The following is a 21,466-nucleotide window of genomic DNA, read 5'->3' on the forward strand; positions in this document are numbered from 1 at the left end:
GCCGGCTCAGCCCGACGCCCGCCTCAGCCCAGCGCACGCACCGCCGCCAGCACGTCCAGGCCGAGCGCCGGGTCCGCGTCCTCCGGCAGGTTGACGGACAGCCGGGTGACCAGCCCCGCGTACCGGCGGTGGATCTCCCGGGCCGCCTCCTCCACCGTGCCGGAGACCGCGAAGGTGTCGAACACCTCGTCCGAGATCAGCGCCGTCATCTCCGCCCAGCGCCCGCGCACCGAGTGGGTGTGCAGCTCCTCCTGGAGGTCCTCCCAGCCGTGCTGCGCGAGCACCGGGCGGTAGGCCGGGGTGGAGGCGTAGAAGGCGAGGCGCTCCCGCACCCCGGCCCGGTTGGCCGCCAGCTCCTCCTCCGTCCGACCCGTGGCGGTGAGCACATTGCCGACGATCTCGAACGGCCGCCCGGTCCACCCGGCGCCCTCGGCCTCCGCCTGCCCGCGCGCCTCGAACAGCCCGGGCAGCACCTGCTCGGCCAGGTAGGCGATGGAGGAGAACGGGTGGGCGAGGAAGCCGTCGGCCACCGCCCCGGCGGTGCGGGTCATCAGCGGCCCGACGCCCGCGAGCAGGATCCGGGGCACCCCGGCCGGGATCGGATCGGGCGAGAAGACCGGCGTCATCACCGTGTGGGTGTAGAACTCGCCCCGGAACCGCAGCCGTTCACCGGTCTGCCAGCTGTGCCAGATCGCCCGCACCGCGTGCACGTACTCCCGCATCCGGGCGGCCGGACGGTCCCAGGGCATCCCGAAGCGCTTCTCGATGTGCGGCTTGACCTGCGAGCCCAGCCCGATGACGGCCCGTCCGCCGGAGGCCGCGTGCAGGCCCCAGGCCTGGTAGGCCAGCGTCATCGGGGTGCGGGCGAAGGCCACCGCGATCCCGGTGGCCAGCTCGATCTCCCGGGTGCGGTCGGCGGCCCGGGCCAGCTGGAGGAACGGGTCGTACGCGGTCTCGGCGACCACCAGCCGGTCCATGCCCCGGCGTTCGGCCTGCTCGGCGGCGTCCAGGATGCCCGCCGGGTGCCCGGAGGCGGTGGCGTCGAGGCGGAGGACGGCGGGTCGGTCCATGCGGGTGCTCCTGGTCACGGGGCCGGCGTCCTGGAAGACGGCGGTGGGCGCCCACCAGCCTCCCACGCCGTCACGGGCCGGCCGACCGGCCCTCCCCCGCCGTCACGACCCGGCCGACCGGCCCTCCGCCGCCGTCACGACCCGGCCGACCGGCCCTCCGCCCCCGCGAACAGCCGGTCCAGGTGCCGGTCCACGGCGGTCAGCACGGCGTCCGGCTCGACCACACCCAGCTCCAGCAGCGTGGTGAACCCGGTGAGCGCGAGCAGCAGGTCCGTCTCCACCACCGGGTCGCGGTCGGCCGGGACCAGCCCCTCGGCGACCGCCTGCCGGACCACCTGCTCCACCGCCTCCCGCCCCCGGACCAGCCCGCCGCGCACCCGCGCGTGGACGTCCTCGTCGTGCAGCGCCTCCAGCACGTAGGCGGCGCTCATCCGGCTGGTCACCCGCGAGTCCGGGTGCAGCGGCAGCAGTTCGACCAGCGTCGCCCGCAGCACCGCGCGCGGGTGCGGCCGTTCGCCCAGCTCCGCCAGCGCCCGGGCGACCCGCCGGCCGCTCCGCTCCCCGGCGAGGTCCATCGCGAAGCCGAGCAGCTCCGCCCGGGAGCGGAAGTAGTGCTGGAGCTGCCCGAGCGAGATCCCGGCCTCCCCGGCCACCTCGCGCAGGGTCAGCTGCGTGGCGCCGCGCTGTTCCACGACCCGCCACAGCGCCCGGGCGATGGTCTCTCGGCGCTCCTGGTGGTCCACCTGCTTGGGCATGGCCCGGCTCTCCTCGACGACTCCAGCGTTCCAATACGCTTGACATAATACACCCGACCGATAACGCTGGGGGCATTCCGAGGGAGGAGCGTCCCATGCTTGTCCAGCCCGTCGCCCACACCACCGAGGGAGCCATCCGCGGTCTCCTGGACGGAGGCCTCGCCGTCTTCCGCGGCATCCCGTACGGCCGACCGCCCGTCGGAGCACTGCGGTTCGCCGCGCCCGTCCCGCCCGAGCGCTGGGACGGCGTCCGCGAGGCCGTCGAGTTCGGCCCCGTCGTCCCCCAGTCCGGGCCGCTGCAGGCCGAACCGACCACCGGCACCGACTGGTTGACGCTCAACGTCTGTACCCCGACCCCGGACGCGGCCGGGCTGCCGGTGCTGGTCTGGATCCACGGCGGCGGCTTCATCTCGGGCACCGCCGCCGACCCGCTGTACGACCCGGTCGAGACGGCCCGGGCCGGGCTGGTCGTCGTGAGCATCAACTACCGGGTGGGGGCGGAGGGCTTCGCGCTCCTCGACGGCGCCCCCGCCAACCGGGCCTTCCTCGACCAGATCGCCGCCCTGGAGTGGGTGCGGCGCAACATCGCCGCGTTCGGCGGCGATCCCGGCCGGGTGACCATCGCGGGCCAGTCCGCCGGGGCCTCCTCGGTGGCCGCGCTGCTGACCATGCCCCGGGCCCGCGGCCTGTTCCACCGGGCGATCGCCCACTCCGTCGGCGGCAACCTCGCCACCCCCGCGCTGGCCGCCGAGGTCACCGCCGCCCTGGCGGAGCGGCTCGGTGCCGCCCCCACCGCCGCCGGCCTGGCCGAGGTCGACCCCTGGAAGCTGGCCGCGGCCGTCACCGACCTCGGCACCGCGCTCCCCGGCCATCTCGCCCGCTGGGGGCGGCTCGCCCGCACCGGCGTCGCCACCGTCCCGGTCGTCGACGGCGAGGTGCTGACCGAGGAGCCCTGGGCCGCCCTGGCCGCCGGGCGGGCCGCCGGGACGGAACTGCTGGTCAGCCACGCCCGGGACGAGTTCCGGCTGTTCGCCGTACTGGCCGGCCGGCACGGCACCTTCACCGAGCAGGACGCCCGACTCGCCCTGGACCAGCTCGCCCCGCACCCGGACGGCCCGGACGCCTACCGCGCCGCCTTCCCCGCCGCCACGCCCGGGGACCTGGTCGAAGCCGTCTTCTCCGACGCGCTGTTCCGGATGCCCTCGCTCCACCTCGCCGAGGGCAACACGGCGGCCGACGGCACCTCGTACCTCATCGAACTCGGCTACCCGGCCCCCGCGCTGGGCGGGGCGTTCGGCGCCTGCCACGGCCTGGACGTCCCGCTGGCCTTCGGCACCCTGGACAGCCCGATGGGCCGGCACTTCCTCGGCGCCCCGCCCGCCCCGGAGGCCGTCGAACTCTCCCGGGAGCTGCGACAGGCCTGGGCCCGGTTCGTCACCAGCGGCGAGCCCGGGTGGGCCGCCCATGAGCCGGAGCGGCAGCTCACCCGGATGCTGAGCGTCACCCCGGAGACCGTCCGCTACCCCGGGCAGGCCTCCCGCACCATCTGGGCGGGGCGCGGGCCGACGGCCTACGACCTGGTGTGACGCTCCCCCGCCCGACCGGCGGTCAGCCGCCGATTGTCGACAGGTACCCGGCGGTCAGTTCGGGCGTGGCCAGCCAGGCGGCGTGGTCGCTCGGCTCGGCGTAGGTGTTGGCCAGCCGCCGGGCGACCTCCGGGTGCTCGGCGGCGGCCGCGAAGACGCCCTGCAGGTGGTCCGGCATGGTCAGCATCGCGGCGGTGAACTCGACGCTGTGGCGGGCGTGTCGCTGCCAGAAGCGCTCGGCGGTGCGGCACATCCAGTCCGCGGTGAACGGCGCGTCGCCGTGCTCGCGGATCGCCCGCCGGTACGCCTCCGCCGCGCGGGCGGCGCCGTTGGCGCCCTGCCCGGTGATCGGGTCGTTGACCACCACCGCGTCACCCAGGCCCAGCACGTGCACCGCGTCGACGCCGGAGCCGAGTTCGGCCACCGGGCGGCGGACCACCGGGGTCACCGCGCCCCACAGCCCGGCCCCGGCGTCGGTCGGCTCGGCGGCCTGCCAGAGCTCCGCCTCCCAGGGCAGGTACGCGGCCAACAGCGCCCGGATCCGGTCGAGTTGGACGTCGGGCGCGGGGCCGTCGCTGAACACGTCCAGCGGTCCGCCGGGCAGCGCCTCCCAGAGCAGGATGTCGCAGGGGCCGGAGCGGGTCAGGGCGGGCTGGAGGTACAGCTCGCCCAGACCGGGCAGGGCGTGCATCCGGGCCCTGGGCCCGGCGGCCGGGTCCGGCGAGGCGACGCCGTGCGCGTACAGGCAGGACAGCGCGCGCTGCGGCCGGTCGAACGGCGAGCGCGCGGCGTCGCGTTCGAAGATCCCGGCCAGTTCGCCGCGCCCGGTCGCGACCACGGTCAGTCGGTGCCGCCGGGCCAGCTCGTGCAGCCCGGCCCGGTCCAGCGAGCGGTACTCGATCCGGCCGCCGCGTTCGGCGAGCAGCTCCAGCCAGTGGGCGAGCTTGATCCGCTGGTCCACCGACCGGGCGGGCTCGTCCAGGGTCATGGTGAACTCCAGGGCCCGGGTGCCGGGCGGCGCGACGAGGGCCGCGTCCACCGAGTCCACCGCCGGGGCCTCGCCCGCCCAGTGGTCAAGCCCGGCCGCCGCCTCGATGCGCAGCGCCGGGCCGAACATCGCCTGGGTGGACAGCACCCGCCCGCCCCGAACCTGCTCCGGGGTGCGCTCGGCGACCAGCGTCACCTCGTACCCGTCGTCCACCAGCCCGAGCGCGAGCTGCAGGCCGGCCTGGCCCGCTCCGACGACGGCGATCCGGCGCATACGGCGGCCTCCCGGTGGTCTGCTGACGGTCTGTCGGCTCTTCGAACACGGTGCGTCCAGCTCGCACAGTAGCCGAGCCGCCGGGCCGCGGGCAGGGGTCGGGCCGGACCGATCACCCGCCGCGCAACCCCGCCACCCGCATATTCATGCAGGCTCCGAGAGTGAATCACCCGATTCAGCCCGCCCGTTGACCGAAACGGATTGCCAAGGTATCCGCTCCTCTGCAAATCTATCCAGCACTCCCGTCACTCCACCACTCCGAGAGGGTCGATCGACCATGCACCCGGTGACACCCCGTGGCTTCCGGGCCATCACAACGAACATGGGCCTCAAGGACGTCGAGGACGACTTCGCCGCCGTCGTCTCCGAAGTCCCCTGCCGGTCCGCGGCGGTCTTCACCCGCTCGCGCTTCGCCGGCCCCAGCGTCCTGCTCAGCCGCGAGGCGGCCGCGCTCCGGCGCAGCCGCGGGATGGTGGTGCTGTCCCGCAACGCCAACGTCGCCACCGGGCGCACCGGGGCGGAGAACGCCGCCGAGGTGCGCCGCCGGGTCGCCGAGGTGGTCGGCATCGCCCCGGAGGAACTCGTCATCGGCTCCACCGGCGTGATCGGACGCCCGTACCCGATGGACCGGATCCGCGCCGGGCTCTCCGCCCTGACCTGGCCCTTCCCCGAGGCCGACTACCCGGCGGCGGCCCGCGCGATCATGACCACGGACACCCGGCCCAAGTACGTCCACGCGCGCTGCGGGGACGCCGTGCTCGTCGGCATCGCCAAGGGCGTCGGAATGATCGAGCCGAACATGGCGACCCTGCTGACCTTCTTCTTCACCGACGCGGACCTCCCCGCCGGCGAACTCGACGCCCTGTTCCGCCGGGTGATGGACCGCACCTTCAACGCGCTGAGCATCGACACCGACACCTCCACCAGCGACACCGCCGCGGTCTTCGCCAACGGACTGGCCGGACCGGTCGACCCGGCCGCCTTCGAACAGGCGCTGTACGAGTGCGCCCTGCACCTGGTGCGCGAGATCGCCTCGGACGGCGAAGGGGCGTCCAAGCTGATCGAGGTGCGGGTCACCGGGGCGCGCGACGCGGCCCAGGCCAAGCGGGTCGGCAAGAGCGTGGTCAACTCCCCGCTGGTCAAGGCGGCCGTGCACGGCGCCGACCCGAACTGGGGGCGGGTCACCATGGCCGTCGGCAAGCTCCAGGACGACACCGACATCGAGCCGGCCGCCGTCCGGATCGCCTTCGGCGACCTCCCGATGTACCCCGAGGACCCGGACGACACCCTGCTGGAGCGGGCCCGCGCGTACCTGGGCGGCGAGGCCGTGGTCATCGGGATCGACCTGGGCATCGCCGACGGCGCGTTCACCGTCTACGGCTGCGACCTCACCGAGGAGTACGTCAAGCTCAACGCCGACTACACCACCTGACCCGCGTGCCCGCGCGGCCCGAGGGCCTCAGCCGCGCAGGTGCGCGGCCAACAGCCGTACCACCGCGTCGAGTTGCTCCGCCAGGTAGAAGTGCCCGCCCGGGAACATCCGAAGAGTGAACCCGCCGCTGGTGTGCCGCTCCCACTGGGCGACCTGCTCGGCCGTGGCATTGCCGTCGCTCTCCCCCACCAGCCCGGTGATCGGCTGGGGGACGACGGCGTCCGGCTCGGCCCGGTAGGTCTCGATGGCGGTGTAGTCGGCCCGCAGCGCCGGGATGACCAGCTCTCGCAGGGCGGGCACGTCCAGGATCCGCTCGTCCGTCCCGCCGAGCCGGACGATCTCGCGCAGCATGCCGTCGTCGGAGAGCGTGTGCACCGAACTGTCCCGGGGCAGCGAGGGCGCGCGGCCCGCGGACACGAACAGCCGCTCGGGCCCGGCCAGTCCGTCCCGGGCGAAGCGGCGGGCGACCTCGAAGGCGACGGCCGCGCCCATGCTGTGCCCGAAGAACAGGACCGGACGGTCCATCCACGCGCGCAGCTCCTGGTAGAGCTGTTCGGCGAGTTCCGGCACCGAGCGGATCGTCGGCTCCGAGAAGCGGTTCTGCCGGCCCGGGTACTGCACCGCCAGCACGTCCGCGTACGGGGCCAGCGCGTTGGCGTACCCCAGGTAGTAGCTGGCCGCGCCGCCCGCGTGCGGGAAGATCACGATCCGGGCGGGAGCGGAGTCCGACGGGTTGAACCGGCGGAACCACGGGTTGTCGACGGCGGCGCTGCTGGACATGCGGGGTGTGACCTCTCTCCGTGTCGGACGCTGTTCACCCCAGTCTCGCAGCGCGCCCGCCGCCCCGGGGACGGTTACGGCGCGCCACCCCGCTCGTGCGCCCGCCGACGGCGGGCGAGGTAGTCGGCGCGGGTCAGTTCGTGGACGCGCAGGGGGGTGCCGCTGTCCGGGCGGATGGTCTCGCGCACGGGCCGCAGGCCGAGCTTGGCCATCACGCGTTCGGAGGCCGTGTTGCCGATCTGGGCGATGCTGACCACCCGGTCCAACTCCGCGGTCTCGAAGCCGAACCGCAGCGCCGCCCACGCCGCCTCGGTGGCGATGCCCCGGCCCCAGTGCGCCCGGCCGAGCCGCCAGCCGATCTCGACGGCGGGCAGCACCTCCGGCAGGAAGTACGGCACGGCCAGGCCGGTGAATCCGGCGAGTTCACCGGTGTCGCGCAGTTCCACCGCGAACAGGCCGAAGCCCTCGGTCTCCCAGGTGTTCTCGAACCGCTCGACGGCCCGGCGGCTCTCCTCCGGGGTGAGGGCCTTCCCTTCGCCGATCCAGCGCATCACCTCCGGGTCGCCGTGCACCTGGGCCATCACCGGCACATCGCTCTCCCGCCAGCGCCGCAGCACCAGCCGGGAGGTCTCGATCCGCACCATCCGCTCCACGTCTCCCTCCGGGTCCGTGCCATCATGCCGTGCCGTGCCCCGCCCCACCGGGGGCATCCACCGATCCGCCGGGACCGAGGGCCTGTCTTCAACTCCCGTCGTCCGCCCGGAGGGCGGGCGGGGCGGCGTTGGGGTGCGTGCATCGCAAGGCGGAGGAGGGAGCCACTGCGGTGGGGGCACCTCCCGGCCGGAGGCTGGGGGCCATTGGCGACCGACGACAACGCGGCGAGGTGCGTGCCCCGGCGGCGGCCCGCAGACGGGAGTTTGAAGACAGGCCCTAGCCGCGACGCCCGGCCCGCGGCCGAGCTCAGCGAGCCGTCCGGAACGTGACCGCCTCCGCCCGCGCCCGGGAGACGGCGTCGAGCAGCAGCACCGACGCCGCCTCCGGCGTCGGCACCGGCCCGCCGGAGCGCGCGTACCGGGTGAACGCCGCCGACAACCGCCCCAGGCCCCGACGATGACGCGCGAACACCCGGGCGGAGGCCCGCCGTCCACGGGCCCGCTGGCCGTCGAGGGCGGTGGCGGCGCCGACGTCGAGCAGCACCAGGTGCAGTTCCCGGCCCTGCCGGCCGGCCTCCCGGGCGAGCCAGCGGCGCATCCAGGCGCGGCTGCCGCAGTCGTGCACCAGCAGCGGGCCACCGCGCCGCACCGAGGCGCGCAGCAGCCGGAAGTGCTCCAGCCGCGCCCAGGGCCGGTAGACCGCGTACGGGAGGCGTGCGGGCATCACCGCCTCGCAGGCCTCGTGCACGGTCCGGGGATCCACCGTCGACACGGCTCCGCCCGTCGCCGCCCAGCGCCGCAGCAGGGTGCTCTTGCCGGCCCCCGGCAGGCCCGACACCACCACCACGGCACCGGCCGGGTAGGCCACCACCAGCCCCGCCCCGGCCTCGCCCCGCAGGTCCAGCACCCCGCGCGGCGCCAGGACCGCCGCCTCCACCTCGCCGCCCACCGCTCCCCCGTCACCGTCCGACCGACCGACCGACCGACGACCCTAACAAGGCCGTCGCCCGCGCCCGCACCGGCGGTCCGTGGGGCGGATTCCGTGCGTGCCGCCGGCCAGGCCCTAGGCTGACGGCTCGTCAGTCGTGGGAAGGGTGAGCATGGCAGAGGCTGGTCTGACGTACACCGAGCTGGTGCTGCACGGGCTGGCGCGGGATCCGGGGCGGACGGCCCTGCACCACGGCGGGGTGGCGCTGACCGCCCAGGAGTGCCTGGACTCGGTGTACCGGACGGCCCGCGCGCTGGACCGGGCCGGGCTGGGGCGCGGGGACGGCGTCACCGTGCTCGCCGGGAACACCCCCGGGGCGCTGCTGGTGCGGCTGGCCGCCAATCTGCTGGGCTGCCGGGTGGCGATGCCGTACCCGGACGTCCCGGTGGCCGATCTGGTGGCGCAGGCCGGGTTCGCGGAGACCACGGCGCTGGTCTTCGATCCGCTGCGCCACTCCGTCGCGGCCGCGGCCGTGGCCCGGGCGCTCCCCGCCGCAGGCGTCTTCGCCCTCGGCCCAGACCTCGGCCCAGACCTCGGCCCAGACCCCGGGCCAGACCTCGGCCCAAACCTCGGGCCAAACCTCGGCCCAAACCTCGGCCCGAGCACCCTCGGCCCGACCGCCCTGGGCACCGACCTGTCGGAGGCGGCCGCGGAATGCTCCCCCGCCCCGCTGGAGCCGCGCTACCGCCCCGAGGACGTGATGGCCCTCCGGTTCACCGGCGGCACCACCGGCCGGCCGAAGGGCGTGCTGCGCCGCTTCGCCCGGCCCGCCCGGCCCGCGCTGCTGTCGGGTGCGTGCTTCCTGCTCTGCACCCCGCTGTGCCACGGCGGCGGCACCACCGCCGACCTCGCCCTGGCGGCGGGCGGCACGGTGGTGCTGCAGGAGGGGTTCGCCGCCGAGGAGGTGCTGGCGGCGATCGAGCGGCACCGGGTGTCCCGGGTGTACCTGCCGCCGCACCTGCTCTACCGGCTGCTGGACCACCCGCTGCTGGCCTCGACGGACACCGGCAGTCTGCGCCGGATCGGCTACACCGGCTGCCCGCCCTCGCCGCGCCGGCTGGCGGAGGCGACCCGGCGGCTGGGCCGGGTGCTGCACCAGACGTACAGCCTGACGGAGTGCGGGCCGGTGTCCCGGCTGAGCCCGGACGAGCACCTGGACCCCCGGCTGCTGACCACCGCCGGGCGCCTGTTCGAGGACACCGAGGTGCGGATCCTGGACGAGGAGGGCACGGCGCTGCCGCCGGGGCGGACCGGGGAGATCTGCGTCCGCACCCCGACCGTGATGGCCGGTTACTGGCGGGATCCGGAGGCGACCGCGCGGGTGCTGCGGGACGGCTGGCTGCACACCGGTGACCTGGGCAGCCTGGACGCGGCGGGCTATCTGACGGTGGCCGGTCGGCGGGACCAGATGGCGATCATCGAGGGGCACAATGTATTCCCCCAGGAGGTCGAGGAGTCGCTACGGACCCACCCGGACGTCCGCGAGGCGGTGATGTTCGCGACCACCGACCCGGACCGCCTGGAGCGCGTCCACGCCGCCGTGGCCGTCCGGCCGCACGCCCCGGTGACGCCGGAGCAGCTGCGCCGCTGGGCGCGCGAGCACGGGGACGCCCGGTGCGCCCCGGGCACCGTGCTGGTGCTGCCCGCGATCCCGCTGAACGGGCTCGGCAAGCCCGACCTGCCGGCGCTGCGCGCCCTGGTCGAGGAACGCACCGGACGGACCGTCACCGCCGCGGGGGCGCGCGAGGGAGTGTGACACGCCCCTTCGACGCTTCGAGCGCCCGCGCAGACCACCTGTCGCACCGCAGTCGGCGGGAAGAACCGAGCGTGGGCACTCGACCGTGCGGGCCGAGCTGCCGATACACCCCGGCGGCGCTCCCTCGCACCGTCCCCAGGAGGCACTCCCTTGACCTGGCTACGCGTCCTGACCGCACTGGGCATCCTCGCCGCGGCGGCCAGTGCCCTGCTCGTCTTCGCCCTCTGCACCGCCGCCTCCCGGGGCGAGCGCGCCGACGGGGCCGCGCCGCCCGACCTCCGGAAGGACGCCGAGGGCAGCGGCCTCTTCCAGCGGATGGGCGGCGACGGCTGAGCGGACCTCAGCTCCCGGCGAGGTCGTCCGGGCGGACCTCGATGTGGTCGGCCGCGAGGTCGACTGCCACCCGGTGCTCCATGCCGAGCGCCTCCAGGAACTTGACCGGCAGCTGCACCCGCCCGGTGCGGTCCAGCATCACGTACTCGCGCTCGTTCACCGACTCCTCGCCGTGCTCGTCCGTCACGGTGCGGCGCAGCACCTCGCTGCTGGTCCGGCCGTCCCGGATCGCCACCGTACGGCGGACCTCGCCCGCGACCATCGGGTCGTGGGTGACGATCACCACGGTGGTGCCCAGCTCCCGGTTGACGGTGCGGAAGGACTCGAAGATCACCCCTGCGGTCTCGGAGTCCAGTTCGCCGGTCGGCTCGTCGGCGAGCAGCACCGGCGGGTTGTTGGCCATCGCCACCGCGATCGCGACCCGCTGCTGCTGGCCGCCGGAGAGCTCGTTGGGGCGCCGGTGGGCGAGCTCTCCGATCTCCAGCGCCTCCATCAGCTCGGCCACCCTGGCTCCCTGCTGCTTCGCACCGAGCGCCCCGCCACGGCGGCCGCGCAACTGCATGGGCAGGGCGATGTTCTCGGCGGCGGTCAGGAACGGCAGCAGGTTGCGGGCGGTCTGCTGCCAGATGAAGCCCACCACCTCGCGCCGGTAGCGCAGCCGCTCCTTGGCGGACATCTCCAGCAGGTCGCAGCCCGCGACGGTGGCGGTGCCGGCGGTCGGCACGTCCAGCCCGGCGAGGATGGTCAGCAGGGTGGACTTGCCGCTGCCGGAGGCGCCGACCAGGGCGACCAGGTCGCCCTGCTGGATGGTCAGTTCCAGGCCCTGCAGCGCCTGGACCTCGATCCCCTCGGCGCTGAAGATCCGCACCAGCCGGTCGCAGACGATGGCCGCGCCCGCTCCGTACGCCTTGGGCGAGGCGGCGGCCAGGGCCCGCTGCCGGAGCTCCTGCAGGCTGGGGGCCTCGACGGCCGGCCGCTCCTGGGGGGTGCTCTTCACGGCTGCTCTCCTGTCTCGACGGTCTCGACGATCTGGGGTGTCTGGCTGGTCTGAACGGTCCGGACCGCCTGGCTGGTCCGGACGGTCCGGCTGGTACCGCCGACCCGGCCGGCCCGGCTCTTGCGGGCCGGCCGGCCGATCCCGGTGTTCTGCGCTGTCGCGGCCCGTGCCGCTGGTCCCGCTGTCACGACTGCTCCCCCGCCCGCAACTCGGTGGCGATCTGGCGCCGGCCGGCGACCAGCGTCTCCAGCACCACCCCGAGGCCGACCAGCAGGGCCAGGCCCGCGGTGGGCAGCAGCACCGGCAGCGGCGCGGGGGTGATGACGTCCCCGACCTTGGCGCCGACCAGCGTCGAGATGTCGAAGGCGCCGCCCAGCAGGGCGACCGCCGCCACCGCGACCAGGCCGCCGCCGACCGCCGCCGCCATGGTCTGCGGCAGCGCCTCGGTGATGATCAGCGCCAGTCCCTGCCGGGGCCGCAGGCCCATGGTGCGCAGCCGGGCGAGCACGGCCGTGCGGTCGGGCGCGGCCCGGAACAGCGTCAGCAGCACCGCGAGCAGGGCGTATCCGGCTCCGGCGGCGGCCGAGTACCAGAACAGCCGCTCGGCCGCGTGCTGCAGCGGGTCGTCGCCGAGCGCGGCGGCGGTCTCCCGGCTGCTGTGCACCGAGTATCCGGCGGGCAGGCCGTGGGAGGCCTTGCCGGCCTCCGCGGCGCTCTCCCCGACCAGCTTGGCGATGCCCGTCGGCTGGGCACCGCCGTTGGTCCGCAGCGCCGACCTGACCTGTTCGGGGTCGACGTCGCCGACGGCGAACCACTTGTTCGCCCGCTTGATGTCCGGCAGGCGCTCCCAGGCGGGGCCGGACGGGACGACGACGAACGGCTTGCCCGGGTCGGGCAGGGCGGGAGTGGCGGCGACGATCCCGGCCACGGTGGTGCGCAGCTCGTTGCCGTTGGGCGTGCGCACCCCGGCCGGGCCGCCGGCCAGGCGCTTGGCCAGGTCCCGGCTGAACAGGGCGGGCACCGGGGTGTCCCGGCCGCCCGGGGTTCCGGCCAGTTTCGCCGGGTCGAACTCGCCGACGCCGACGGTCCGGGCGATCTCCGCGTACGCCGTCGGCTCGACCACCACCAGGTAGGCCTCGGTGTAGTCCTGGTCGGCGCCGACGAAACGGGCTTTGGGTTCGACCCAGGCCCCGGTCGAGGCCCGGACGCCGGGCAGCGCGTCGGCGGCCTTGACGAACGACTCGGACAGGGTGCTGTAGTCCGGCAGGGACACGCTGATGTCCCCGCCCGTCACGACGCGCGCGGCGCGGGTCCGGACGTGGTCGACGGTGTCGAGCACGTTGGCGCCGAAGCCGGTCGTGGTGACGGCGATCAGCAGGGCGAGCAGCGGCAGTACGGAGGGCCGGCGCCGGCCCGAGGTGTCGCGGGCGGCGCGGGCCAGGCCGAGGAAGCCGATCACGCCCCGGCCGCGCCCGGCGAGGGCGGCCAGCCAGCCGACCACCACCGGCTCGATCCGGGCCAGCAACAGTCCGCCGGTGACGGCGAGCAGCAGTGGAGCGGCGACCAGCAGCGGGTCCAGCCCGCCGCCGGTGCCGACGCCCCGGCGGCGGACCTCGGCGACGGCCGCGACGGTGACCGCCAGGACGGCGAGTTCGCCGACCAGTCGGCGCCGGCCGGCGGCCGGCCGCCGGCGCGACCACAGCAGGGCGGCGCGGACCGGGAAGGCCAGCAGCGCGATCAGGGTCGCGGCCAGGGCCGCCAGCACCGAGCGGTCCCACCGGGCGGTGGGCAGCAGCACCAGGGCGAGGGCCGTGCCGAGCACGGCGGCGGGCAGGATGGTGACGGCGCCCTCGCCGAGCAGCCGTCCCAGCACCCCGGTGCGGGAGCCGCCGCGGGCCCGGAGCAGCCGGATCTCGGCGGTGCGCCGGTCGGTGGTGAGCGCGGCGGCCAGGAAGAGCACCACGGTGGCGACGCCCGCGACACCCGCCGGGCCGATCGTGCTGAGCGGCAGCGAGGCCTGGTATCGGTCGTCCGCCCGCCCGAGGAGGTCGGGAAGGCCCGAGGAGGTGTGCAGGTCGGCGCGCCCGGTGGCATCGGCCATGGCGGTGGCGTCGCGCCCGGTCAGGAAGGAGCTGAGGACGGTGCGGGTGTGGTCGAGCCCGTCGGCGTGCAGCGAGGAGATGTCGACGGGCGTGCGCCAGAAGTTCTCGGCGTTGGACCCCCATCGGGCCATCGCGGGCAGGCTGCCGCCGTCGACGAATCCACTGGTCGCCCAGTGCTCGTGCTCGGGGTCGGTCCGCAGGCAGGCCCGGGCCGGGCAGCCGAGGTCGTCCCAGAACGGGTCCAGCGGGTCGTTGACCTGGTAGAGGCCGACCACCACGGTGGTCCGCTTGGTGCCCGAACCCTCGACGCCGTTGTCGATGACGTCACCGAGCTTGATGTGGATGGACTCGGCGGCCTTCTTGCTGATCACGACCGGCAGCGGACCGCCGACGGCGCCGGGGGTAGGCCAGGTGCCGTCGGTCAGGGTGGCCCTGGCGGCCAGGTCGTGCAGGTAGAGCAGGCCCAGGGTCGGATCGGTGTGCTTCTCGGCGAACCGGACGTACTCCGGGTTCCCCATCCCGCGCTCGCCCAGGGCCCGGGCCCCGTAGGCCTGGCCCGCCGCCGGGGCCGGTGTCAGCTGCCGGCCGACCATCTCGGTGATCTGCCGCTGCACCCGGTCGAGTTCGGCGGCGTTGTCGTCGTCCCGCGTCTTGGAGGTGGTCTGCAGGCTGCTCTGGCTGAGACCCGCCTTACGGACGAAGTCCTGGAGCGCCGTGTCCGCGCCCCGGTCCGTGACGCGGGGGAAGGCCGCCGCCAGGAAGACGGTGACGAAGGCGAGGGCCGCCATCAGCAGGGCGGCCGACGGGTTCGCCCGCAGTCTGGTGCGGACCCACCGCGCGGGGCGGTGGGCGGTCTCGGGGGTGGGCACGCGGGTGCCGGCCTGGGTGGTCACATCTCCTCCACGTGGCGCAGCCGGCTGGCCACGTCTCGACGGCGTCGTCCGATGAGGAAGGCCGACAGCAGCGGGGCGGCCGCGATCGCGGCCGTGAACAGCAGGGCCTGGCCGACCGGCAGCTCGATCAGGGCCTCGGGCATCGGTCGGCGGGCGGCGGGCGTCAGCACGACGAACGGGACGATCAGGTGGACGAGCAGGGTGCCGAGGACGAGCCCGACCACCCCGCCGAGTCCGACCAGCAGGGCCTGTTCGGCCGCGACGGTGCGGGACACCTGCTTGCGCGGTGCGCCCAGGGCGAGCAGCAGCGCGGAGTCCCGGGCGCGCTCGTGGGCGGAGCCGGCCACGGCGGCGACGAAGCCGATCGCGGCGAGCACGGCGGTGACCAGCGCGATGGCCAGCAGCGCGTTCTGCGGGGCGGCGCCCACCGGGTCGCTGAGCATTCCCTCCGAGACGTCGTCGTAGAGCTGGACGCTCTGGGAGCCGGGGGTGGCCCGCACGGCGGCGGCGGCCTGGGCCGGGACGCGGTCGCCCGGCCCGGTGGCGGGCAGCCACCACTCGGCGCGGCTGGGCAGGGACCGGCCCTGGGCGGCCAGCACCCGCGCGGTGGTGGCCAGGTCGATGACCAGCGCCTTGGGCCCGGTCGCCGGTACGGCCTGGACCGCCCCGGTGACCTTGACCTGGAGGATCGTCGCGGCGAACGGCACCCGGAGGACGTCACCGACGCGGGCGCCGACGAGCTTCAGGTAGTCCTGGGTGGCGACGCCGCTCAGGACGCCCGGAGCGTCCGCTCCGGCGATGCCGAGGACGGCCCGCATGGTGCCGCCGGCGCCCTTCCCGGGACGGTAGTCGACGGCGAACAGCCGCCCGGCGTCGGCCGGTTCGGGTCGTGCGGTGGCGAGCGGCGACTCACCGGGTTTGAGCAGCGGCCCGTCGACCACCCCGCCCGTCCAGGAGAGTCCGGCCGGCACCGGGACGTCGGTCGCGGGCCCGTCGGTGGTGTCCGAGACGGCCAGCCGGCGGACGGTCAGCTCGCCCCCGGCCCGGTCGCTGAAGGTGACGGTCGCGCCGACCAGACCCAATGGTGCGGCGACGGAGCCGATCGGGGCGTCGACCAGGGTGCTCAGCGGGGCCGAGACGCGCTGCTCGCCGCCGGTCGGCAGACCGGTGACCAGGACCTTGTGGACGTAGCCGAAGCGGTCCCGCAGCAGGAGGGTCAGCTCCGGCGGGGTGGGGGTCACCGGGGGGAGGCCGGAGCGCAGGGGCGTGGTGTTGAACTCCTGCCGGACGGTCAGGTCGACGTCGATCCGCAGCGGGCGGCCGGGCAGCGGCACACCGGCCTTGGCGCCGGTCGGCGCCGGCTGGGCGAGCCCGCCGAAGAGCTTCGACCGGTCGGCGCCGTCGAGCAGGTCCGCGCGGACCGGGACGCGGTCGGCGAAGGCGGCGGTGTCCACCGCGAGCACCTGGCCGTTGCCGTTCGGCAGCGCCTGGTCCTCGCGGTCCACCGGGACCAGCCGGTCGCCGCCGGGCAGGGCGCCGTAGCGGCCGCCCTGGCCCATCAGCGAGCTGTGCGAGGCGGAGATCCGCAGGCCGCCGGCCGTGTCGAAGGCGGCCTGGTCGTACTGGGAGGCGCTCCAGGTGGCGTGCTGGCCGAACGCGAGCACCCCGGTGGCGACGGCCATGACCAGCAGCAGTACCGGTCCGGTGGCCCGGGCGGGCTGACGGGCCAGCTGCCAGCCGACCATGGCCGGGCCGAGGCCGCTGCCCCGGGCGGCGACCCGGGCGCCCAGTCGGGCGACCAGCGGCAGCAGGCGCAGCACCACCAGGGTTCCCGCGCACAGGGCCAGGGTGGGGGTGGCGACCAGCAGCAGGTCGACGCCGAGCCGGCCGGAGGAGTCGGTGGACAGTCCGCCGCCGTACTGGTCGAGTTGCTGGTAGGCGAGCACGGCCAGGGCGAGCACCGCGAGGTCCCCGCCGTTGCGGGCGATGCCGGAGACCACCGCCTGGCGGCGGCCGGCCCGCCGGCGCAGGGCGGCGCCGGCGCCGCGCAGCAGGCTGGGCACGGTGGCCAGCACGATGCAGCCGAGGGCGCAGAGCACGGCCACCGGCCAGAGCGTCCAGCGCAGTTGGGTGTCCAGGGCGACCTGGTGGGAGCGGCCGAGACCGGCCAGGACGCGGACCAGGAACGGTGTGAGCAGCGGTGCGAACACGGCGGCCGGGAGGGCGAGCAGCACCGACTCCAGCGCGGTGAAGCCGCCGAGCCGGGCACCGGAGGCGCCGCGGGCGGCGAGCAGTTCGTTCTCCCGCTCCTGGCGGGTCGAGATCAGCCGGACCACCAGCAGCAGGGCCGCCGTGGCCAGCACCGCGAGTTGCAGGGCGCCGATCAGCAGGGTGGACCGGGCGACCAGCAGGCTGGCCGACAACTCGCGTACCAGATCCGGGACTTCGGTGTTGGCGGTGAGGCTGGAGGTCTTCCGCAGGTCGTCGCCCAGGCCCTGGGCCCGGGCGCCGATGGCCTCGGCCGTGCTCTGGTCGACGCCCGCGAAGTCGGCGTCGAGCAGCCAGCCGCGGCTGCTCTGCGGCAGGCCGCCCGCGGTGAAGGCGCTCTGGTCGACCATCATCGGGCCGTAGGTGGTGAACCCGCCGATCTGGATCTCGTGGCCGCCGACCGGGTCGATCCGCCAGTACGGGGCGAACGGGTCGACGACCCGGTAGCTGCCGGTGACCCGGACGGTCAGCGGTGAGCCGTCGAACCGGTCGGCGAGCCGGACGTCCGCGGGCAGCGCCTCGGCGGTCAGGCCGAGCCGGGTCAGCATGGTCTGCGGGACGGCGACCTGCGGGGCGGAGGAGCGGACCGGACCGGTGGCGGCGCCCGGCCAGGCCCCCGCGACCAGGCTCACCCGGGACCGGTCGAGGTCGGCCAGCACCGTCAAGTCGGCCTTGTCGGAACTGGACTGACCACCCGCCGAAGCACCCGCCGGGGCGCCGGTCGTCGAAGCGCCTGCCGGGGCACCGCTCGCCGGAGCACCGCTAGTCGCGGCCCCGGTCGTCGCGGCCCCGCCCGCCGGGGCGTCACCGCCCGGCAGGCCGTAGGAGCGGCTGCGGAGCAGACTGTCGGTGCGTACGGGCAGATCGCCGAAGAGCTTCTGCCGGTAGGAGGCGAGCGCCTCCTCGTCCGTCTGCCGCTGGTCGAGGCCGTGTTCGGCGGTCACCACCACGGTGGTCCGGGCATGACCCGGCCCCTGGAGCGCCTGCCTCAGGCCGGCCTGGCCGACCCCGCTGTTGAAGGTCACCAGGGCGGTCAGCACCGCCGTGGTGATCAGTACCGTCAGCAGGACGGCAGCAGCCAGCGGCAGTCGCCCGCGCAGCCTGCGCACGACGAAGCCGAGCATCAAGTTCCTCCCCCGGTTGCATCCCCGGTCGCATCCCGGCACCTGTCGATCCGATCCGGGCACATCTCGGCCACGGACGAACACCCCACGGGCACACCGGCGCAGTGATCCCCGGCATTCGATCGCCGGATAGCGGACGATGCTGTCAGATTCGATCCGGGAACGGAAGGGACTTGCGCGAATCAAGTAAGCAATGAGCAAATTCCTTGTATTGGCCATCACCCCACCGGGGACAAGCCATTGAAATGCCATGCACACTTCACAACTCGGGCTTCCGCGCACCCCTTTTGACCAGGGAACTCCTCCGCTACGAATTCTCCGCCCGAGATGCTGAACCGAAATGGCCACCACATCCGTTGGCCCGGAGACAACCGGGCCCCACCGCCCGCAGGGGGACGCCGCATGACACGACACCAGGCCGCCGACACCAGCCCGACGACCGGCCCGGCCACCGGCCCGACGACCACCGGCCCGATGGTGGAGGTGACCGGCCTCCGGCGCAGCTTCGGCACCGGCGAGCGGACCGTCCACGCCCTGCGCGGCATCGACTTCTCCGTCGAACGCGGTGAACTCGCCGCGCTCAAGGGCCGTTCCGGCTCGGGCAAGACCACCCTGCTCAACCTGGTCGGCGGTCTGGACGCGCCGACCGGCGGCAGCATCAGGCTGGACGGCATCGACCTCGGCGGACTGGACGAGGACGGCCGCCTGGCCCTGCGCCGGGAGCGGATCGGCTTCGTCTTCCAGTCCTTCGGGCTGATCCCGATGCTCACCGCCGCCGAGAACGTCGGCGTGCCGATGCGGCTGCGCAAGGTCCCGCCGGCCGAGCGCGAGGAGCGCGCCCACACCCTGCTCGCCCTGGTCGGCCTCGCCGACCACGCCGGCCAGCGGCCCGGCGAACTCTCCGGCGGCCAGCAGCAGCGCGTCGCGATCGCCCGCGCGCTGGCCAACGAGCCCGGTCTGATCATCGCCGACGAGCCCACCGGCCAGCTGGACTCGGAGACCGGCCGCTCGATCATGGAGCTGCTGCGCGCGGTGGTCCGCAGCGAGGGCGTCACCGTCCTGGTCGCCACCCACGACCCGACGCTGATGGGGCTCGCCGACCGGGTGATCGAGCTCCACGACGGCCGGATCGTCGAGGAGGCGGAGCAGGCGGCCTGACGGCTGCCGCACGCCCGCCCGCGGCGCCCCGGTCCGACGACGGGCCGGGGCGCCGCTTCGGCGGTTTCCCCGCCCGGCGGCGTGAATTCACCGGACGGAAGGCCGCGACAGGACATCGGGCCCTTTGCCTCGTCGAGAGGAATCCGCCCACCCGGAGCGGTCCCTTGCCGATGCCCCCACCGCGGCTGCGGCGAATTCCCCCCACCGGCGGGCCGGGAGAGGTTCGATGACGACCTTCCGCCGGCATTCCCGCCGGATTCCGGCGAGTCCTACCGGAAGTTCCGCCGCGGAAACACGACCGTGGTGGCCGACGGCATCCGTCGGCCACCACGGCCCCGGCCTCAACGGCCGGTCGTCCCGGGCGAGTCCCCTCAGACCGCCGGGAAGATCTCGGCGTCCGGCTTGAGCAGCTGGCCCGGCTGCGGCGCGGTGCCGTCCACCAGGTAGCGGGTCACCAGCGTGTTCAGCGCCTTGCTGCGGCCGACCGCGCAGTGCTCGATGGCGTCCACGCTGACCAGCACCGCGTTGCCCAGCTCCTGCTGCATCCGCTGGGCGAACTTGTACTGGGTGGCCGGGTCGTAGAGGTTGCCGATCACCATCACGGTGTTGGAGGTCTTCTTGTTCCACGGGCCGCTGAAGCGCTCGGCGTCCCGGGCCGGGGCCGGCCAGCTCGCGCACGCCGGGGCGTCGAAGGCCTGGTAGCGGCCGAAGGTCGGCGACTCCTTCTCCCACGCCTTGGCGACGTTGGGGAAGACCCGGTCGTTCGACGGGTACGGCTTGTCCTGGCAGTTGACGCCCATGTACGAGTCGTCGGCGGTGTACTCGGAGTCGGCCGGGGCCTCGCGCAGCGCGCGCGGGACGTTCACCGTGAGCTGGTTGGCCGCCTCGTCCGACTCGTTCGCCTTCGGCGCCAGCAGGGCGGCCGCGGCCGGCTTCCGCAGCACCTGGTAGGTGGCCTGCAGCGACTTCGCCAGCGGAGCCAGCTTGGCCTGCGAGTACAGGGCGCTCGCCACCTCGCTGGTGAAGCTGCTCAGCGTCACCTGGGAGCCGTTCGACAGGGTGATCGGGCTGGTCCGCAGGTGGTCGCGGAGCTCGTCGAACTTGGCCCGGGTGTCGCCGTCGCCGAACGCGCAGCGCGGGGCGCCGGCCGCCTGGCAGCGCTTCAGGAACTCGTCCAGGGCGATCTCGAAACCGCCCGCCCGCTGCCGGCCGTACTCCAGGCCGTTGTGCAGGCGCAGGTTGGGGTCGACGTTGCCGTCCACGATGACCGCGCGCACCTTGTTCGGGTACATCGCGGCGTACGTCGAACCGATCAGGGTGCCGTACGAGAACCCGGCGAAGGTGAGCTGGGAGTCGCCGACGGCGCGGCGCATCCGGTCCAGGTCGCGCACCACGTTGATGGTCGACATGTGCTCGATCAGCGGGCCGGCGTTCTTGCTGCAGGCGTCGGTGTAGTCCTGGTCGGCGTCCAGGGTCTCGGCGATCTCGGCCTTGGTGACCGGCACGCCCACCATGCGGTTGTTGACCGCGTCGGCGTCCTCCTGGGTCTTGAAGCACTTCAGCGGGTTGCTCCGGGCCACCCCGCGCGGGTCGAAGCCGACCAGGTCGAACTTGGCCCGCACCTCGTCGCCGAAGCGGGTGGTGGTCGCCCACAGGTAGCCGCTGCCGCCCGGGCCGCCCGGGTTGAGGAACAGCGAGCCGATCCGCTTCGACGGGTCACTCGCGCGGTGCCGCATCATGGCGATGCCGACCTTCGCGCCCGACGGGTCGTCGTAGTCGAGCGGCACGGGGTAGACGGCGCAGTCGAAGCCGCCCGGATCCGGCTTGCTCGGATCGGGGTTGCAGGGCTTCCAGTCGACGGGGTCGACCTTCGCCTCGGCGGCCGCCGCACCCGGGGCCTGGTCGAACGGCGCGGCCGACGCGGCCACGGCGCTTCCGGTGACAAGGGCGAGCGCGCAGGTGACCGCTCCGGCCAACGTGGTTATGCGGGACAAGGAACCTCCTCCGTACTGAAAGGGCGGCCCCAGCCTGTCAGTCGGAGATCTCCGTGTGAAGACCTCATGGCGGCGTAATTCTTCCGGAGTTCCCGTCATTTCCGCACGGAACATTCTGTGAATGAACGAACTTGACGGTTGATTGACCTGACAGTGACTCAGCCATGTCGATCGGCCGGACCGCGGTTTTCCGGCGCCACCCCCGGCCCGGTGACCCGGCGCCACCCCCGCCGCCCTCGCCCTGCTGGAACGCGGCGTCACCGTGCTCCGCGAGGACGGCGTCCCACTGGCCGACGCCCCCGGCGCACCCTCCGCA

General features: G+C 74.6%; 16 protein-coding genes. 5 read left to right on the plus strand and 11 right to left on the minus strand.

Features of this window, described 5'->3' with window-relative positions; translation table 11 throughout:
- Nucleotides 1-23: 23 nt before the first annotated feature.
- Nucleotides 24-1,070, minus strand: a complete 1,047-nt coding sequence (locus ACZ47G_RS22795) for a TIGR03617 family F420-dependent LLM class oxidoreductase (RefSeq protein WP_465745361.1) — start codon at nt 1,068-1,070, stop codon at nt 24-26.
- A 134-nt stretch (nt 1,071-1,204) separates the two neighbouring features.
- On the minus strand, nt 1,205-1,825 hold the full coding sequence (locus tag ACZ47G_RS22800; protein ID WP_465745363.1) for a TetR/AcrR family transcriptional regulator: 621 nt from the start codon (nt 1,823-1,825) through the stop codon (nt 1,205-1,207).
- A gap of 95 nt (nt 1,826-1,920) precedes the next feature.
- Here ACZ47G_RS22800 and ACZ47G_RS22805 point away from each other — a divergent pair, with 95 nt between their 5' ends.
- Complete coding sequence (locus tag ACZ47G_RS22805) at nt 1,921-3,411, plus strand: carboxylesterase/lipase family protein (protein WP_465745365.1); 1,491 nt, start codon at nt 1,921-1,923, stop codon at nt 3,409-3,411.
- A 22-nt stretch (nt 3,412-3,433) separates the two neighbouring features.
- Here the strand turns inward: ACZ47G_RS22805 and ACZ47G_RS22810 are convergent, their stop codons facing one another.
- Complete coding sequence (locus tag ACZ47G_RS22810) at nt 3,434-4,672, minus strand: styrene monooxygenase/indole monooxygenase family protein (RefSeq protein WP_465745367.1); 1,239 nt, start codon at nt 4,670-4,672, stop codon at nt 3,434-3,436.
- A 277-nt stretch (nt 4,673-4,949) separates the two neighbouring features.
- Here ACZ47G_RS22810 and argJ point away from each other — a divergent pair, with 277 nt between their 5' ends.
- Nucleotides 4,950-6,104, plus strand: a complete 1,155-nt coding sequence (gene argJ, locus ACZ47G_RS22815; RefSeq protein ID WP_465745369.1) for a bifunctional glutamate N-acetyltransferase/amino-acid acetyltransferase ArgJ — start codon at nt 4,950-4,952, stop codon at nt 6,102-6,104.
- Between the two features lie 27 nt (nt 6,105-6,131).
- Here the strand turns inward: argJ and ACZ47G_RS22820 are convergent, their stop codons facing one another.
- From ACZ47G_RS22820 to ACZ47G_RS22830, 3 genes are all read right to left on the minus strand, one after another.
- Nucleotides 6,132-6,884, minus strand: coding sequence for a thioesterase II family protein (locus tag ACZ47G_RS22820; RefSeq protein WP_465745371.1), 753 nt, complete (start codon nt 6,882-6,884; stop codon nt 6,132-6,134).
- A gap of 74 nt (nt 6,885-6,958) precedes the next feature.
- The gene (locus ACZ47G_RS22825) at nt 6,959-7,528 is read right to left on the minus strand and encodes a GNAT family N-acetyltransferase (protein WP_465745599.1); all 570 of its coding nucleotides are present in this window, start codon (nt 7,526-7,528) and stop codon (nt 6,959-6,961) included.
- A gap of 316 nt (nt 7,529-7,844) precedes the next feature.
- Nucleotides 7,845-8,486: an AAA family ATPase gene (locus ACZ47G_RS22830; RefSeq protein ID WP_465745373.1), complete on the minus strand. Its 642-nt coding sequence runs from the start codon at nt 8,484-8,486 to the stop codon at nt 7,845-7,847.
- A 151-nt stretch (nt 8,487-8,637) separates the two neighbouring features.
- Between ACZ47G_RS22830 and ACZ47G_RS22835 the strand changes: the two genes are divergently transcribed.
- Nucleotides 8,638-10,281 carry an AMP-binding protein gene (locus ACZ47G_RS22835; protein WP_465745375.1) on the plus strand — a complete coding sequence of 548 codons (1,644 nt, stop codon included), beginning with the start codon at nt 8,638-8,640 and terminating at the stop codon, nt 10,279-10,281.
- A 150-nt stretch (nt 10,282-10,431) separates the two neighbouring features.
- Complete coding sequence (locus tag ACZ47G_RS22840) at nt 10,432-10,614, plus strand: hypothetical protein (RefSeq protein WP_380458126.1); 183 nt, start codon at nt 10,432-10,434, stop codon at nt 10,612-10,614.
- A 7-nt stretch (nt 10,615-10,621) separates the two neighbouring features.
- On the opposite strand, the gene ACZ47G_RS22845 is transcribed toward ACZ47G_RS22840, so the two are convergent.
- Genes ACZ47G_RS22845 through ACZ47G_RS22860 form a run of 4 tightly spaced genes read right to left on the minus strand, consistent with a single transcriptional unit; the run spans nt 10,622 to nt 17,998 of the window.
- The gene (locus ACZ47G_RS22845) at nt 10,622-11,611 is read right to left on the minus strand and encodes an ABC transporter ATP-binding protein (RefSeq protein WP_465745377.1); all 990 of its coding nucleotides are present in this window, start codon (nt 11,609-11,611) and stop codon (nt 10,622-10,624) included.
- Nucleotides 11,608-11,799, minus strand: coding sequence for a hypothetical protein (locus ACZ47G_RS22850; protein WP_465745379.1), 192 nt, complete (start codon nt 11,797-11,799; stop codon nt 11,608-11,610). The genes ACZ47G_RS22845 and ACZ47G_RS22850 overlap by 4 nt, the downstream gene beginning before the upstream one ends.
- On the minus strand, nt 11,796-14,606 hold the full coding sequence (locus ACZ47G_RS22855) for a hypothetical protein (RefSeq protein ID WP_465745381.1): 2,811 nt from the start codon (nt 14,604-14,606) through the stop codon (nt 11,796-11,798). The genes ACZ47G_RS22850 and ACZ47G_RS22855 overlap by 4 nt, the downstream gene beginning before the upstream one ends.
- The gene (locus ACZ47G_RS22860) at nt 14,603-17,998 is read right to left on the minus strand and encodes an FtsX-like permease family protein (RefSeq protein ID WP_465745384.1); all 3,396 of its coding nucleotides are present in this window, start codon (nt 17,996-17,998) and stop codon (nt 14,603-14,605) included. Before ACZ47G_RS22860 ends, ACZ47G_RS22855 begins: the two co-directional genes overlap by 4 nt.
- A 402-nt stretch (nt 17,999-18,400) precedes the next feature.
- Here ACZ47G_RS22860 and ACZ47G_RS22865 point away from each other — a divergent pair, with 402 nt between their 5' ends.
- Nucleotides 18,401-19,156, plus strand: a complete 756-nt coding sequence (locus ACZ47G_RS22865; RefSeq protein WP_465745386.1) for an ABC transporter ATP-binding protein — start codon at nt 18,401-18,403, stop codon at nt 19,154-19,156.
- A gap of 371 nt (nt 19,157-19,527) precedes the next feature.
- On the opposite strand, the gene ACZ47G_RS22870 is transcribed toward ACZ47G_RS22865, so the two are convergent.
- The gene (locus tag ACZ47G_RS22870; protein WP_465745388.1) at nt 19,528-21,150 is read right to left on the minus strand and encodes an alpha/beta hydrolase; all 1,623 of its coding nucleotides are present in this window, start codon (nt 21,148-21,150) and stop codon (nt 19,528-19,530) included.
- Nucleotides 21,151-21,466 lie beyond the last annotated feature (316 nt).

It is taken from the genome of Kitasatospora sp. NPDC030952 (genome assembly GCF_055571335.1).